Genomic DNA, 14392 nt, shown 5'->3' with positions numbered 1-14392 from the left:
ATAAAGGCCGACTGGTACGCCCGCCCTTCGGTCTGCTGGCGCTCGCGCACCTCGCGGGCCTTCTCCATGTAGATTTCATTCAGGGTCACCATGATGGTGTCCACCTGGTCACGGCTCATGCGCAGCGGCTGGCGGTTCGCCATGTCCTGCAGGCCCTGCATCACCCAGGCCGGGTCCAGCTCAATCCCCATGCTGCGCTGGGCCGTCATGGAGGATTCAATTTCACGCCACACCGACACCCCACTGGCATAAGCCTGCCGCTGGGCGGCGGTCTGCGGGCCTTCGGTCTGCGCGGAAACTGGGGCGCTGCTGGCTGCGGGCGCTGCAGCAGAGGGCTGACCCGCGTCGACCGGTGTGGCCGTCAAAACAGGCGAAGCCACGGCCGCGGAGGCCGGTGGAGTCTCTGGCACCCCGGTCGGTGCCCCTGCGTGTTCGGCTGCCCCCGGCACCAATCGTTCGGTGTTTGCCGGCGCGGTTACCCTATCCGTTGGGATGGAGGTGGGAGCGGCCGCCGCATCTGCCACCACGCTGGGTTTCACGGTGCCCATATTCTCCTGCAACTGCCGCAGCAGGGACTGCTGTTCAACCAGTTGTTTCTGCAGTGTCGCAATCATAGTCCCTGCTTGGTCGGCACCCATTAGGGTTGGGGTGTCGGGTTCGCGGCTGCCGAGCTGTGTTGCAACCTGGGGATCGCTGCTGGTACTGGATTCACCCCAGGATTCGGTTGCACTGCCGGCTAGAGCCAGGTTCAATACGAGCACGGCGAGGCCCCGGAGAGTCATTCCTTTCTTTACGGATTTCATGTACGTATGTTCCTCTTCTTTTTTTTCGGTTTTTGATGCACCGAGTGGGACGACACCTCGTTGGCGAACGATAGTATCCGGACGCCTCCGAGAGGGCGCGTACGCAAGCGCGTACAGTGGGTCGGTGGATACCTTTGTGCCCGTGAGGATCGGTGGTGGTTTCGCACGATTTAGTTACCGGAACACCGTGTAGTCTGCATCCTAATACGACACGAGGGATAGCGTAGCTGCCATGGTGTATACCCCAGCCGGTTGAGTGCCCACCCCGGTCGAGCAGAGTGACGCGCTGATCGGGATGTTGATGTCTGATTGAGAAGCACCTGGGGGGACTGAGGCGACCTGGACAGATGTCCTGCCGTCAAGTTTTATCTTATCTGCCGCACTCGGGAGGCATCCTGCTGTGTTGTTTTTTGAAAAGAGCATGTAGAAGGACGGTTGGGCCGTTGTGGTTAGTTGGGTGCCGCCTACGACCGTACCCCCTCCCGACGGGGAGAGGGTGTAACCTAGCGTTGTCGGCCCCCCGCCGCCGGTGTTGGCCCCGATACAGCTGATGGTAACGCCGAGGTCCGAGGCGGATAGGGAAGAGATGAGCGTATTTACAGGTGAGTCGGTGGAGGCATTACCGAAGTCTCTCGCGGTTCCCGGGGCGGTTTGTGCCACGGTGCAGGTCAAGCCTGCGATAATGATATTGAGTGGCTTTGGCAGCACGACGGCCGGTAAATTTTTGTACCAGGCTAGAAGAGACGTTATGTGGGTAGCTCCCGCCATCACACCGTTCCCAGCGATGGGGGTCATGGTAATAGTCCCGGCGGTGGCTCCGCTTCCATATGAGCTTGAGCCACTCCCACTGGAGGGCAACCCGAGGGCGCATATGGCATTGTTTGGAACGGATGCACCTCCGCGCCAGAGATAACCATTTGAACCGCCTGCCGTGGTTACGGTAGCTGTACTGGCGCATAGAGTGCTTCGGCTGGCGTCTAGGTTGAGTTCCGCGTACGCGTAGCGCAGCGCCGTTGTTGACCTCGGCACGGGGTATAGACACGTACCCCCGATGTAGTCGAGGCTTTGCGAGTCGCAGACCCTGTAGCTACCCTTGAGTTTCAGGAAAAGGTTGGTGTCAGTCTTGATTCCATACTCGCCCGGGTGGTTGTCGATAGGTACACCCCACTTCACGCCTCCGCTAGTTGAGCCCACGGGTTGCGTAGCGTTAGTCCCCGAGAGTCCGGCGATTGTGGACCCGGGGGAAGAGTAGGAGGTATCTGCGTCGATCGACACATAGGGACTGTCCCACGAGATGTCGAAGTCTCCGCCGGGCAGGGTTGCGCCTGCTGCTGGTAGGGAGCCTGACAATACCACGATATCCCTGTCGGCTACGGCGGTCACGCTTGTAATTGAACCGGCGCAGGCCAAAAGTAGTTGGGACCATATATACCACCGCTTGCGGTATGCCGACACCCGGGCGTGTACCTTCGGGGTTGCGCTCTTGCGCTTCCACTTTGGTAACCGCGCGAGCTGCTCATAAAGCCGCCGCACCTTCTCACGATGGTTGGCCTTCGCACGGGGCGCAACGTCCGTCACGCCCTCGTGTGTCAGCCAGGCACCCATCCAGTCAAAACCCTTCTGCACTCTGCCGATTTGCGTTTTGTCCGGGTGTGCCTCAAAGCCGTATTCACTGAACCACTGCATCAGCCGTTTCGTGTGTTTTCTGAGTGACCAGCACGTTTTCGCCAGGATGATGACGTCATCCATGTAGCGCGCGTAGTGAATGTTCTGCTGTTTTGCAAAATGCGCATCCATGTCATACAGGTGCAGCGCCCCCATCAGCGGGCTCAGCGGACAGCCGCGGCTGATGCCCGTTTGTGGGGTGTGGAACGTCCCGCCGTCTTCCACGGTGTAGTGCACGTACTGCGCCACCAGGTCCCTGAGCACCGGGCTGGTGACGTGCTGGCTGACCTGGTTTATCAGGGTCTGTTTGCTGATATTGCGATAGTAGCCGCGGATGTCGGTGCGGCACACCCACTTATAGTGCCGGGTATCCGGGCTGTCAGAGGTGCCTGATGTTGATGCTGCAGCGGCGTCGGTTTTTTTTTCATCCGGGTCTGCGGTTGTGGGCAGCAGGTGTTGCAGGCTGAGTGCGGCCCACTTGAGGACCAGGGCGTCCTGTGCGCTCCAGACGGCCTTGCGGTGCTCGTTTTTGCCGTGCAGCTGCAGCGGCGTCAGGCGGTAGTCGCCGCGCAGCACGCGGTGCGTGAGCTTCGTCAGCCAACCTTCGCCGGCGCTCAGCTGCTCCCAGCGGATGTGCCAGATGTCAGCCTGGTCAGGGGCCGTCGCGCGTTGTTCGCACAACCACTGCCAGGCCTGCGTCATGCGTGCGTGTGCGCCGTCTTCAGGTCTGTGGTCAATTAGTGTCATGGTCTCACTCCTTCGTGCTTTTTCGGTCTCAGGGCAGCGGCCACTGCTTCGGCCACTGCCCCGGTGTTTGTGCTGGTCGTGCTGATGTGCTGTCTATGCTGCTCACTGCGCGTGCTGCTGATTCAGTGTTTGTCGTCGCCCTGTGGGGCGGCGGCCGTTGCTTGTGCGCCGGCCGTCAGTGCTTATCCTTCGTGCTGGCTGCGGTCTGCGTGCCGGCCTGCGCGTTGTTCTGCTCAGCGGGCTGGGCGTTTGCCGCATCCCCTGCCGCCAGCAGGTCCGGCGCGGACGGTACCGCTTCGTTTTGGTTTTGATTCTGGTCCGGGTTCTGGCTTTCGCCTGCGCCCGCCACCGGCACGCAGTTAAGCGTCATCTGCGCAATGTTTGCCCCCGGCGCGCTGCTGCTCACCTTGTCCGCGCTCAGCACCGGGCCTAAGTCATAATCCACTTTGCACTGCTGGTTCGCGTCGTTGCCCCACTTGACCTGCAGGGTGCCCTTCTGCGGAGCGCCCGTCAGGTACACCATCCCGGCGTCGCCGACGATGGAGGCCACGTCGCTGTCCTCCCCCGGCATCGCCGCCAGAGCACCGAACGGCACCGGCTTGCCCCCCATGTTCAGGGTCAGCATCGCCTGGCGACCCACACGGGTACGCAGCTTCGCCTCCACCAGGGCCCCGCGGGTCGGGTAGACACTCGCGCTGGTGTCCTGGAACTCCACGCCGTCCGGCAGTGTGGTGGTGTCCGGCATTACCTGATTACGCTGGTAGGTCTGCAGGTACGGCACCACCGCATAGCCACGGCTGTCGGTGGTGGTGTTACCCACCTTCACGCCCGCCGCGCCCGGGGCCTCAACCAGCGCCATCGCATCACCGAGCATGCTGGTCAGGGTCACGCCGTGCGGGTGGATAACCACCCCGCCGCTCGCCGAGCCGTTAATGGTTTTGGTGTTCGGGCTGTAGCCGTAGCCACCGCTCACGTTGCCGCGTCCGCCGCTCCAGCCGAGGGACAGGTTGCCGTTCGTCCCGCCGCCCTGATTGTCATGACCCTGACTGGCACTCCACGAAAGCTTGTTGTCCACAAAGGAGCCGCTGATACCGGCCTGCTGGGAGGTGCGCCCGTGGTTGTCGTTCGACACGCTGTAGTTGGCATTCATGTTGCGCACCGCTTCCCACGATGGGTTAAACAGGCTGAACGGCACCGACACGTTCAGTGAGGCCTGGCGGTTCACCGGCCAGGAGTCATCTTCAGCGCGGGTATGGTCCTCGTCGTAGTTCAGGGAGTAGCTCACCCCTTTAATGCTGCTGCTGAAACCGGCTCCGATGGTGTTCACCACCCGGGTGGAGTTCCAGTAGTCGTCACGGGACGCACGCAGGAACACCGACCCCAGCGACCCCACGGACTGGCTGAGGTTGCCCTGCCAGGAGCTGCGACGGCGCTCATTAAGCCACGGCGCCTGCCCGTCCTGCAGCCCGTACCCGCTGGTCACCGCATCCTGGAAGGAGAGGAAGTCCCGGGTCGCGTAACGCCAGGCGGCCACGTTCAGGGAGGTGCCGGTCTCGTCCACGGTCTTGGCGTACTGGGCGCGGAACGCCGCCCCGTTTTTCGTCTGGTCAGGTTCGCCGTCACCCTCAATACGGGCATGTGCCAGGGTGCTGTCCAGTGAGACGGCACCGATGATGCCCAGCGATACCGCCAGCCCCACCGCCAGAGACTGGTAGTTCTGCGCACCCAGCACGCCGCCGTAGGCTGTCATGTTCCACGGCAGACCAATGGTGGCCGTCGCCAGCGCAAACAGCGGGTCGCGACTGCCGGTATGGACATTGTTGTTCCCGGAGTAGCGCCCGGCGGTCACTTCGTATTCCACCGCGCCCGGGCGCTTCATCACGCTCAGGGTACTGATATTCTGGGTTGAGACGTGCTTCGTCCCGTCCGCCTCGGTGACCGTCACCTCCAGCTCACCGCTGCCGGCGTTATACAGGTCGCTCAGACGGAACGGCCCCGGTGGCACGGTGGTCTCGTAAATCAGGTTGCCGTTCTGGCGCACGCTCACGCGCGCCGTCGAGGAGGCAATCCCGGTCACCACCGGTGCAAAGCCACGCTTCGAACTGGGCTCCATACTGTCGTCAGAGGTCAGCTGTACCCCGCGAAACGGCACCGAGTCAAAGACGGTACCACCGGTCGAGCTTTCCCCGGCGCGCAGGGAGGAACGCAGGCGCTGAATGTCGCGCTGCACATAGGTGTTACTGAAGTCCGTGGTGCTGGTAGTGCTGTCATATCCGTTGCCACTGTTTTTATACTGGCTGGCCGTCATGGTCGAGCGCAGGCGCCAGGCCCCGAGGTTCAGACCGCCGTTGACCGAGCCAAACACGCTGTCAGAGGTGGAATCACCCGAGCCGTACTGACCATCCATTCTGGTCTGCGAGCCGCTCATCATGTAGCTGAACATCGCCGCCGGCACCCCCTCATCCCACAGGGACGGGTCGACAGTGCCGTCCGCCTGCTCAAGCATATCCACCTGCGGCACCGTCAGGTCCAGGCGCAGCTTCAGCATGCTGAAGGTCACGGTCGCCCCGGGGATAACCGTTTTCAGGTCGCCCACCGGTTTCTCCGCCGGCAGGGCCTTCAGGGTCTCAATGCGGTCATTCGCCACGCCCATTGCCTTCAGCATCGCCGGCGTCAGCTCCGGGATTATCTCGCCGTTTTCCGCCTTACTGAAGCGCACCTGGCGGGTGCTGGCCTGCTTACCGTTCATCCAGATATCAATCAGGTAGCTGCCTTCCGCCACGCCACCGGCCGTTTCATACGCCGACAGGTCAATAGCCTGGCCGCTGCCGTCGTCTAAAAACGCCGGGTTAAAATACTCTTTCGCCTGCGCCACACCGCCTGTGCCGCAGCCGCCGGAAAGCAGGAGCAGCAGCAGGACAGGACGGACGCGAAAACACACCGGCAGCCCGGTCAGGGGGTGTGACGCTGTCGGTGTCCGGCGTCCGGCGCGGAACTCAGTGGCGTGAATGCTCTTCATTTTTTTATCACTCTGCTCTGTGTGTCGTGTGTTTTCGTGGTTCATGTCTTTCGTGTATTCGTGCATGAGTGTGTCCGACCACGCCTCAGGAAAGCGGCTGGCGACACAGGTCCGTCATCAGGCCGAACTCGTCAATAATCTGCCAGGTCACCTCGCCCATCGGGGTGCCGGCCGGGACGGGGTAAGACTGCGCCCCCTTAGGCGGCACCATCACGCGCCGGCTGTCAGCATCGACCGGCTTACCCGCCACAGTCAGCAACCCAAAGGTGATGTGGTACGGTGTCGGGTTGGTGACCGTCAGATGGTCACCGCTGCGGCTGAAGGTGAGCTTGTCCGCCACGTTGCCGTCAAAAATGGCGTGCGCCCCGAGCCCGGAAGGGCGGTAATAGAGCTTGATGAAACTTTGCAGGGCCAGAGACAGGCGTGCGCCCTCCGCCTCCCCGGTATCGCGAGTGACCTCTTTACCAGTATCTTTTGCCCCGCCCTTTGCCTTGCCCGCAGCAGATGAACTGTCCTGTGACGGAATGGCTTTTGAGGAGAGGAAGAACAGGGACTCGCGGTCAGTGGGCAGCGCAGCGGCCTGCGGCAGGGTAATGATACGCAGGGGCAGGATACCGTTTCGCTCGATACGCTTTAGCGGCGGCGTGACCATAAACGGCACGGTCGCACGCGGGGTGCCCGGTTTGTCGGCTACCGCATACCCCGTTACACCGTCTGCCGGCCAGATTCGGGACTGCACCAAGTACACGTTCTCGGAGTTGTTCACGGCGTACACCTGACCGCTGCTGCGATCATCTGCCGTCACCACCACGCGCGACAGGCTGAGTCCGAAGCCCGGGAAGCGGGTGTTCGTCTCTGCAGCATGCGTCACACCTCCGCCCGCGACAGCCATCAGCATAATGAGCGCCAGCGCGTGGTGACGACGCGAGTCATGCAGGCGACCTGCGGATGCGTCCGGTTGTGGCTGTGTTCCATTCCTGTGATTTCGCATGGTCTTTTCCCGCTTTATGTTCATGTGTCAGTTCGTCCGGTACCCACTGTTTCATGGGTCTGGCCCGGCCATGACTTTCCAGCGCTCCCGGTTTCAGGCGTAAGGGTGCCCGTTCCAGGCTGGCCGGAATTTAAAAAGTGATGACGTGTTTTACGTCTTCTTTATTTTTCGGTTTTATTTTTCGCGTTTATTTTCGCGATGGCTTGCATCTGTATTTCTGTGTCTTTTCTTTTTACTGATTTTTATTCTTCATTTTTATCTTCCGAGTTTTCATCTCGGGTCTGTTTTCATCTTTTTATTGTTATTCAGGCGCAGACCCTGGTGTTAATTTCATACCGCTGATTCGCTATTTCTGCACAGGCGTCGTCGCCTTCTCCGTCGCCCCGCCAAAATCATTCATTACCCGCCACGTTATCTGTGACACCGGGGTGGCAGACGGCATCAGCAACTCACCGAACGGCGCCACCATCGACGGCTGACTGTCCAGATTCTGCGGCTGACCATCAAATACCAGATCCGAAAACGACTGGTAGTACGGCGTCGGGTTCTTAATCAGTACGCCCTTCGGGGTCTGTGCAAACACCAGCTTCTCCACCGCCTGCGCCGGGCTCATTGCCAGCCCCCTGGGCCGGTAGAACACCTTCATCACGCTGCGCATCGACAGTGACACGCTCGCACCTATTCCTTCCGCACTCTGCTCCCCACCCACGCCTGACTCCGACGCCGGGATGGCGCGACCGGAGAAGTAAAACACCGACTCCCGGTCCGCCGGCAGCGCAGCACCCGTCATGATAATGCGCATCATGGCACTCTGCTGTCCCTCCAGGCGAAACAGCGGCGGTGTCACCATAAACGGTGCCGGCACACTGCCCAGCGTATCCGACGACACCTTCGCCTGAATCAGGTACGGCATGTCACCGCTGTTATTCACATTCAGGCTGATGGACTGACTGCCCGCCGGGTACACCATGCGACTGCGCGAAAAACCCACCCCCGCCAGCGCCGACCCCGCCAGTGCCATCAGTACACCGCCGATGATGAACCTCTGCAGCGCTCTCATTGTTACCGTCCTCGCTGTTACCGCCTTTACTGTCCTCATTGCCATCCCCGCGCCCTCATTTATAAGTCATGGTAAACGTGAGCGTGGCATTCACCGAACCCGCACGCGCCTTGCTCTTGTCGCTCGTGGTGCCCGGCAACCCGCTGGCCACCCCCGCCCAGACCTCCGCCTTCGCCCCCTCGCCGGTCCCCCCTTTCGCCACAAGACTGCCCGTGGTTGTGGTGGTGAACGCGATGCTGTCGCCGCTACTGTAAAAGTCCGCTGGCCACGCCGTTACCGTCGCTTTCTTCGCCACACCGATGAAAAACTCCTTCGCTGTGCCGCCAGCCGTCCCCTGGTCCCGGAACGTGTTCGCCCCCGGCGTCTTAAGGTCGGCCACCAGAGGCTTATCGCCGGACATCGTCAGGACAGGTGCCGTCGAGGCATCCCCTGCACCACACCCCGACAGCGTCACCGTAATTTTCTGAGTCGATGGCTGGATGTACCCGGCTGCCCCCCAGATGTCCGGTGCCTTGACCGACGCCAGTGTGTAGGTCCCGTCAGTCCTGTCCACGTTCACCGCGCAGGGGGACTGCATGAGTCTGGCCGTCATCGTCAGTGTCTGGGTTGACTGACCCTTTCCGGGCACCCCCAGCAACAACGCCGCGCCCAGCATCAGACTGGTGCCACGATGTCCCGCAAAACGAGGGCCCGCGCGCAACAACAGCGAATACAATTCATTAAGGTTTTTCTGTTTTCTCAATAACATCGTCATGCTCCCGTCACCGCTCAGTGGTACACAAAGTCGAATGTCACCTGAGCCATCAGGTCGCCCGTCTTCATCTTCGCCTTGTCCGCGGCACCGCACGTTGAGCCGCAAGTCACGATGGCGTTCAGTGTGACATCCTGGTCAGGGGCAACCCCCCCCGGTGCGTTCTTCAGATAGATGTACTTCCTTGAGTCCTGCTCTCCTGATGTTATCTCAGCCACCAGGTCAGTCGATGCCGTGCCGTCTATTTTGTAGATAGCAAACCCCACCCCTTTCGCCGTTGAGCCCGGGTCAACGAACATGAACGATTTGTTTGTGGAGTTGGCTGTATATGCATCCGTCTTCCCCGTCAGCGTCAGCGCGGGCTTGGGCGTTCCGGCCACCCCTGAACAGCCTCTCAACTGCACGATGAAGGGCAACTTCGCTTGCCCGCCCTGCACCAGCGTCATCGGATCCCAGTTCTTCGCGGGCAAACTGGCGGTGGAAATATCACCAAAATTAAGTGCGCCACTGGTCCCGTCGTCTCCGACGCTGACGTTGCAGGTCCCCTGCAGTACGGTGTACTTAAACGTCAGGTCCACGGAGTCGCCTGCCGCTCGGGCTCCCGAACTCCCGAGCTCCATCATCAGCGCGAGCAGAACCAGGGTCGGTACAGTCTTTTGCCAGTGTGTTTTCATAGTCATTTCACTCAGCTTTTTGTGTTAACGCTCAGGCTTTATTGATAGTTAAAGGTAAACTCAATATCCGCCCGCAGACTTCCCCCGATGGCCGACTGAACGGCAGCGCAGGTGGTGCTGTCGCCACAGCTCACCCCTATCCAGAACGGAATGGCCTTTACCGTCGTCGTCGAACTGTTGTTATGGAGATCCACCACACTCCCGCTCGCCGTGAGCATCTGGCTATCGTTAATCAGCACCCCCGGAGTCCAGTTCATACTCTTCCCTTTGGGGTCAGTTCCCGTGATGGCAAACCCATAGGTCGGGTCGGCATTATTTTCCGTGCCTCCTCCCTGGCGTCGAAAAAGATACGGTGCAGTGGTGGCTCCGGTGGCGATAACGCCCACCGTTTTCGTGTACTTACTGTTGGCGTCATAGACCACACCGTAGCAATCTCTCAGCTCTATCGTGAGAGGATACAAACCGTACACACCCCCGCTCTGAAGGGCTCCCACGCTCTGGTCCTCAACCTGCAAATCGTAGATTGCCGTGGGTTTACCGTCATCACCCACCATATCGACATTGCAGGTGCTTTCCGCCACATCCCCCTTGACGAGCGCCGTGCTCCCTGCAACCCCCTCGCGCATCCCGGCCACGCTCAGGACCAGCATCAGAAGCAGGCTCAGGCCGGGCCCTGCAAGGGGATTGCACCGGTGATACCTCACCGTCCCGCCCTGCTCTGTGCCCAGGCTCTGCACGACCGGGGTTCGCACTGACTGGTTCCGCATAACCTGCCTCACTGGTAAATAACGTTAAACGTAATGCTTGCCTTCTCGTGCCGCGGCGTGGTACTCACCAGCCCGGCCCCCTGCAGGGGGGTCACAAACCCCACAAAGTAGTTCAGGGTTATGGCAAGCGGGTCATCCACGAGCAACCCGGTGGACTGACTTGACGAGCCACTGGCGACAGTGCCTGGCGCGCCGTAGTAATTTTCTTTTGTGCCCGCCCAGTAGTTCGGGCTGGCGGTGCCGTTTTCCTTGAGCATGAACCCCACGTCTGATAACGGGTTGTCATTAAACACATTTGAGTCGGCATTAAGTGTTTTTCCGGTAGTTGTGATGCTTATATGGTGACCGCTTTTCGTGTTGTTACAGCCTTCAACCAGCAGCTGAAAGGGGATGAGCGTCGCGGTCTGAGATGTGTCAAACTCACTCGCCAGAACGCCGCGCATCGGCATGGTTGTTCCCCGGGTATCAAGCACCACGTCACAGGAGCCCACCGTCAGGTTGGCCAGCGCCCTGAGGGTTACGTCGGCGTGCGCTGTCCCCTCTGCGGCACACAGCGTCAGCACAAAAAGCCCCGCGCGAGAAACGTGCAGCGCACCGTGCCGCACCCACCCTGATGTCTTTCTTTTATTCAGCATTATTGCGCCCCTATTGAACGGCACTCGTGCCCTTCTCTTCTCCACCAATGTCGTTCACCGCCGTCCAGTGGAGGGTTTTTTTCACCGTACTGGCCACGCCGTACACCTGACTGTCAAACGGGGGCACCATGGTCGGGTGCTGCGCATCAAACGTCACGGGTTTGCCGTCAACGTCCATGCGCGAAAACGTCAGATGAAAAGGCGTCGGATTGGTGACTTTCACCCCGCCCGGTACCCGCGAAATCGTCAGAGACTTCCAGGGCTCCGCTGCCACACCATCAAGGCTGCGCGGCCGGTAGAACGCCTTCACCTGCAGACCGGTCCCAATCACCACTCCCGCAGCCACCCTGTCCGCCCCCGGACTCAGGGGATTAGAGGAAGGAATACCCGCCACCGACAGGTAAAAAACACTCTCCCTGTCCTGCGGAACCTCCGGGGACGGCATCGCCTGTAGGCGAACCGTACCGCGCGAGCCTTTCTCCAGGCGAAACAGCGGAGGGGAAATCATCACGCTGGTTACCGGCACGTCCGATGACAGACTGCGCGTGACCCGGGAGCGAATAAGCAGCACGCCCTCATTACTTCCACTGATAACCCCCACAGACACTGGTCGCCCTTCCGGCATCACCACCCGGGTGCTCGACAGCATAAAAGCCTGCGCCGGTAACACCGGCATAACCAGCGCCATGAGCGCCAGCGACAGACCGCACACGCCACGCCAGCCTGAGTTCATTACTGTGTTTTTTGTCATACGTGTCCTTTACATCTCTGGTTTTCCACCCGGATACTCAGGCACCCGGACACTCCGTCAGCACGGCGCCACCGCCCTGCTCTTCAGTCGTACACCACCGAAAAGACCAGTGGCATGGACAGTGCGGTCCCGGCCACGACGCGGTGGTAGTCCCACGTTCTCAACTCCGGCCAGAAGACCAGGCCATGTACGGCATTCCCTGCACGCTGAATGCGTCCTGACGGCACCGTGAGATCTATCGTATTATTGGCCGGCGTCAGCGGGCGCCGGCCCGCGTGACCATTCTCCGACCAGTTAAGGCGCATCCCCCACGCCAGAGCGCGGTGCGGGTCCCCCCAATTGCGCCCCCTTGAGCCGCTGGCGGCCGGCCCCTGCACCCGCAGGCGCAGGTTTTTTCCGGCGCATGCGCGCTCAGGGAAAAACATCACCAGTGCATTCTCACCCGCCAGCCTGACCCGGTTACTGCTAAAATCGGCCCGGGTAAAACGCCCCAGGTCAACGTCATGTACGGAGCGGGATGTATCTCCCTCATCGGTGCTAAGCCGCATATCACAGGTTGACCTGCCAACCGAGACGGAAAACGCCAGGGTCAGCTCATTTGACGCCCGGGCAGAGCATGCCACCAGAGCCATAAAAACGGTTGCACAGAGGCGGTAGCGTACAAAACTCATCTTTGTCCCTTTCCGATAACCCCGGCCCACGGTCCGGCAGACGGGGCAGGGCCAATACCCCACCCCACTGCACGACTCAGGTAAATCAGTTCATGGCTACGTTAAATGTGACCGGCACGGTCAGTTTTCCTTCCTGCGCAGTGCCCCATGAGGCGATTTGCGGCGTGATAACGACGCTGACATCCATCAGGGCCAGGTCACCAGGATTACTGGCTGCCGTGGCTTTATAAAGAGGGAGGGTGCCGCTTGACGGGAGGATAAATCCTGTACCATCCGCAACGCCGTTGTTGATCTTGGCATTGCCCGTACTGTTGTCAGTGCGCGAGTAGCCCAGCGCAAAACCAAAACCGTGGTCCGTTGTGGCATCGCCATACAGGTTGGCGGACGCTTTATCACCTGCAGGGCTATTCGCACCGGCACCGTTCACAGACAACTCCAGTCCCTTACCGAGCAACAATTCAGTGCCAGAGCATCCCTTCACCGTCAGCATAACTGGCGTCACCGTGGATGCTAGAAGATTGTACGACCCCGTCCCGACCGGTTGTGCTGGCGTTCCGGCTGCGATGTCAGCCACTGATAAATACCCAAAATCCACCGGCGACGCCGCACCGGCAGTACCATTGAGGGCAGAAACGTTACAGGTGGTATCCTGCACGCTGGCATGGAATTTTACGGTGGAGCCCTGGGTTGCCGCCATGGCACCCTGCGACAGCAGGCCGGTGACCAGTGAGGCCAGCAGGATAAGTTTTACATTTTGCTTTTTCATGTGTTACACCTGAATAATTGAAACTATTGATATCGACAGTGCGCCCGAGTGCGCACGCAGCACGGATAAATCAGTTCATGGCCACGCTGAAGGTCACCGATGAGTAGAGGTCACCAGACTTCACGGCACCCGACGTTCCAGCCCACGAGGCAATCTGCGGTGCGATGACCACACTGACATCCATATTCCCCAGATCACCCGACGTACCTGTTTGTTTGGCTTTGTAGACAGGAATGCCCCCCTTAGACGGGACAATGAATCCCGTCGTCTCCGACGCTGTCAGACCGTTGTTCGTCCTGGCGGTACCCGTACTGTTATCGGTTATCTGATAACCCAGGGCAAAACCAAAGCCATGGTCAACGCCCGGGTCACCGTACAGGTCGTTGGCGGTGTCGATGGTGGTGGTATCCAGCGCCCCTGTTCCTCTGGCGATCAACGTCAGCTCACTGCCAGTGCTCGCCAGTTCATCACCACTGCAGCCATTCACCGTCAGCGTTAACGGAGCCGTCGTGCTCGGGGTCAGGTTATAAGTCCCGTCCCCGACGGAGGCACTCTTGGTTACCCCTGCAAAAATCTCATCCTTGGTGAAGTTCCCCAGTTCCTGGGTAGAGACTCCACTGATAACGCCATTGTTAGGCTGGGAGGCCACGTTACAGGTGGTTTTGACGACGTCGGCACTGAAGACAATCGTGGTACCGCCGGCCATGGCGCCCTGCGACAGCAGGCCAGTGACCAGTGAGGCCAGCAGGGTGAGTTTTACATTTTGCTTTTTCATGTGTAGCACCTGAATGATTTGCGATAGTAGCCATCTGAGAATGGGTCCGGGCGCCGAGGCGCCCTCCCCTGAAAGTCGGCCCTTTACGCGGCAATATCACCGCGCCCTGCAAGCCAATAAGGTTACATTTAGGACCATTTTGACTCCTTATTGAGTGCATCAGCGGTAAACACTAGTTAACAGTGCATATGCGGGCACTCACGCCAACATTATTGAATTAATCAGAAGAAAGCGTTTTCGGTATCGCGCAAACAGAGAGAGAGGGATGGGCGGTGGGGAAGGGAACTTTTACGGTTACATGACAAAGTGATTAACCT

Annotated in this window: 13 protein-coding genes; all 13 read right to left on the bottom strand. The window is 60.0% G+C overall.

The window, feature by feature from the left end:
• On the bottom strand, positions 1 to 803 hold an 803-nt coding region (locus QMG44_RS23480), incomplete at its 3' end, for an FKBP-type peptidyl-prolyl cis-trans isomerase N-terminal domain-containing protein (protein WP_281853299.1).
• 201 nt (positions 804 to 1004) lie between these two features.
• Positions 1005 to 3215: a reverse transcriptase domain-containing protein gene (locus tag QMG44_RS23475; RefSeq protein WP_232938018.1), complete on the bottom strand. Its 2211-nt coding sequence runs from the start codon at positions 3213 to 3215 to the stop codon at positions 1005 to 1007.
• A 175-nt stretch (positions 3216 to 3390) separates the two neighbouring features.
• A complete protein-coding gene (locus tag QMG44_RS23470) occupies positions 3391 to 6234 on the bottom strand; it encodes a fimbria/pilus outer membrane usher protein (RefSeq protein ID WP_281853298.1) in 2844 nt (947 codons plus the stop codon).
• 85 nt (positions 6235 to 6319) lie between these two features.
• Positions 6320 to 7225 carry a molecular chaperone gene (locus tag QMG44_RS23465; protein ID WP_232938011.1) on the bottom strand — a complete coding sequence of 302 codons (906 nt, stop codon included), beginning with the start codon at positions 7223 to 7225 and terminating at the stop codon, positions 6320 to 6322.
• Between the two features lie 346 nt (positions 7226 to 7571).
• The gene (locus tag QMG44_RS23460; protein WP_232938009.1) at positions 7572 to 8285 is read right to left on the bottom strand and encodes a molecular chaperone; all 714 of its coding nucleotides are present in this window, start codon (positions 8283 to 8285) and stop codon (positions 7572 to 7574) included.
• A gap of 55 nt (positions 8286 to 8340) precedes the next feature.
• Positions 8341 to 9033 (bottom strand): hypothetical protein, encoded by a 693-nt coding sequence (locus QMG44_RS23455; protein ID WP_232938007.1) that lies wholly within the window; start codon positions 9031 to 9033, stop codon positions 8341 to 8343.
• A 20-nt stretch (positions 9034 to 9053) separates the two neighbouring features.
• Complete coding sequence (locus QMG44_RS23450) at positions 9054 to 9716, bottom strand: fimbrial protein (protein WP_281853297.1); 663 nt, start codon at positions 9714 to 9716, stop codon at positions 9054 to 9056.
• Positions 9717 to 9748: 32 nt separating this feature from the next.
• Entirely contained in the window at positions 9749 to 10462 is a 714-nt protein-coding gene (locus QMG44_RS23445) for a hypothetical protein (protein ID WP_281853296.1), read from the bottom strand.
• A 23-nt stretch (positions 10463 to 10485) separates the two neighbouring features.
• Positions 10486 to 11112: a fimbrial protein gene (locus QMG44_RS23440; protein WP_281853295.1), complete on the bottom strand. Its 627-nt coding sequence runs from the start codon at positions 11110 to 11112 to the stop codon at positions 10486 to 10488.
• Positions 11113 to 11122: 10 nt separating this feature from the next.
• Complete coding sequence (locus QMG44_RS23435; RefSeq protein WP_232938000.1) at positions 11123 to 11863, bottom strand: molecular chaperone; 741 nt, start codon at positions 11861 to 11863, stop codon at positions 11123 to 11125.
• Between the two features lie 83 nt (positions 11864 to 11946).
• On the bottom strand, positions 11947 to 12534 hold the full coding sequence (locus QMG44_RS23430; protein ID WP_232937998.1) for a hypothetical protein: 588 nt from the start codon (positions 12532 to 12534) through the stop codon (positions 11947 to 11949).
• An 85-nt stretch (positions 12535 to 12619) separates the two neighbouring features.
• On the bottom strand, positions 12620 to 13300 hold the full coding sequence (locus QMG44_RS23425) for a hypothetical protein (RefSeq protein WP_232937996.1): 681 nt from the start codon (positions 13298 to 13300) through the stop codon (positions 12620 to 12622).
• Between the two features lie 70 nt (positions 13301 to 13370).
• A complete protein-coding gene (locus QMG44_RS23420) occupies positions 13371 to 14075 on the bottom strand; it encodes a hypothetical protein (protein ID WP_281853294.1) in 705 nt (234 codons plus the stop codon).
• Positions 14076 to 14392 lie beyond the last annotated feature (317 nt).

This window comes from Enterobacter sp. 200527-13, assembly GCF_027924865.1.
In the GTDB taxonomy this organism is placed as follows: domain Bacteria; phylum Pseudomonadota; class Gammaproteobacteria; order Enterobacterales; family Enterobacteriaceae; genus Enterobacter; species Enterobacter ludwigii.
Note: the sequence above shows the minus strand (reverse complement) of the source record. Positions and strands in the feature narration are given on the sequence as shown.

Bases quoted from the DNA above. Each gene is read 5' to 3' on its own strand.
- QMG44_RS23475 (WP_232938018.1), bottom strand. From the start codon at position 3,215: ATGACACTAATTGACCACAGACCTGAAGACGGCGCACACGCACGCATG.
- QMG44_RS23470 (WP_281853298.1), bottom strand. From the start codon at position 6,234: ATGAAGAGCATTCACGCCACTGAGTTCCGCGCCGGACGCCGGACACCG.
- QMG44_RS23465 (WP_232938011.1), bottom strand. From the start codon at position 7,225: ATGCGAAATCACAGGAATGGAACACAGCCACAACCGGACGCATCCGCA.
- QMG44_RS23460 (WP_232938009.1), bottom strand. From the start codon at position 8,285: ATGAGAGCGCTGCAGAGGTTCATCATCGGCGGTGTACTGATGGCACTG.
- QMG44_RS23455 (WP_232938007.1), bottom strand. From the start codon at position 9,033: ATGTTATTGAGAAAACAGAAAAACCTTAATGAATTGTATTCGCTGTTG.
- QMG44_RS23450 (WP_281853297.1), bottom strand. From the start codon at position 9,716: ATGACTATGAAAACACACTGGCAAAAGACTGTACCGACCCTGGTTCTG.
- QMG44_RS23440 (WP_281853295.1), bottom strand. From the start codon at position 11,112: ATGCTGAATAAAAGAAAGACATCAGGGTGGGTGCGGCACGGTGCGCTG.
- QMG44_RS23435 (WP_232938000.1), bottom strand. From the start codon at position 11,863: ATGACAAAAAACACAGTAATGAACTCAGGCTGGCGTGGCGTGTGCGGT.
- QMG44_RS23430 (WP_232937998.1), bottom strand. From the start codon at position 12,534: ATGAGTTTTGTACGCTACCGCCTCTGTGCAACCGTTTTTATGGCTCTG.
- QMG44_RS23425 (WP_232937996.1), bottom strand. From the start codon at position 13,300: ATGAAAAAGCAAAATGTAAAACTTATCCTGCTGGCCTCACTGGTCACC.
- QMG44_RS23420 (WP_281853294.1), bottom strand. From the start codon at position 14,075: ATGAAAAAGCAAAATGTAAAACTCACCCTGCTGGCCTCACTGGTCACT.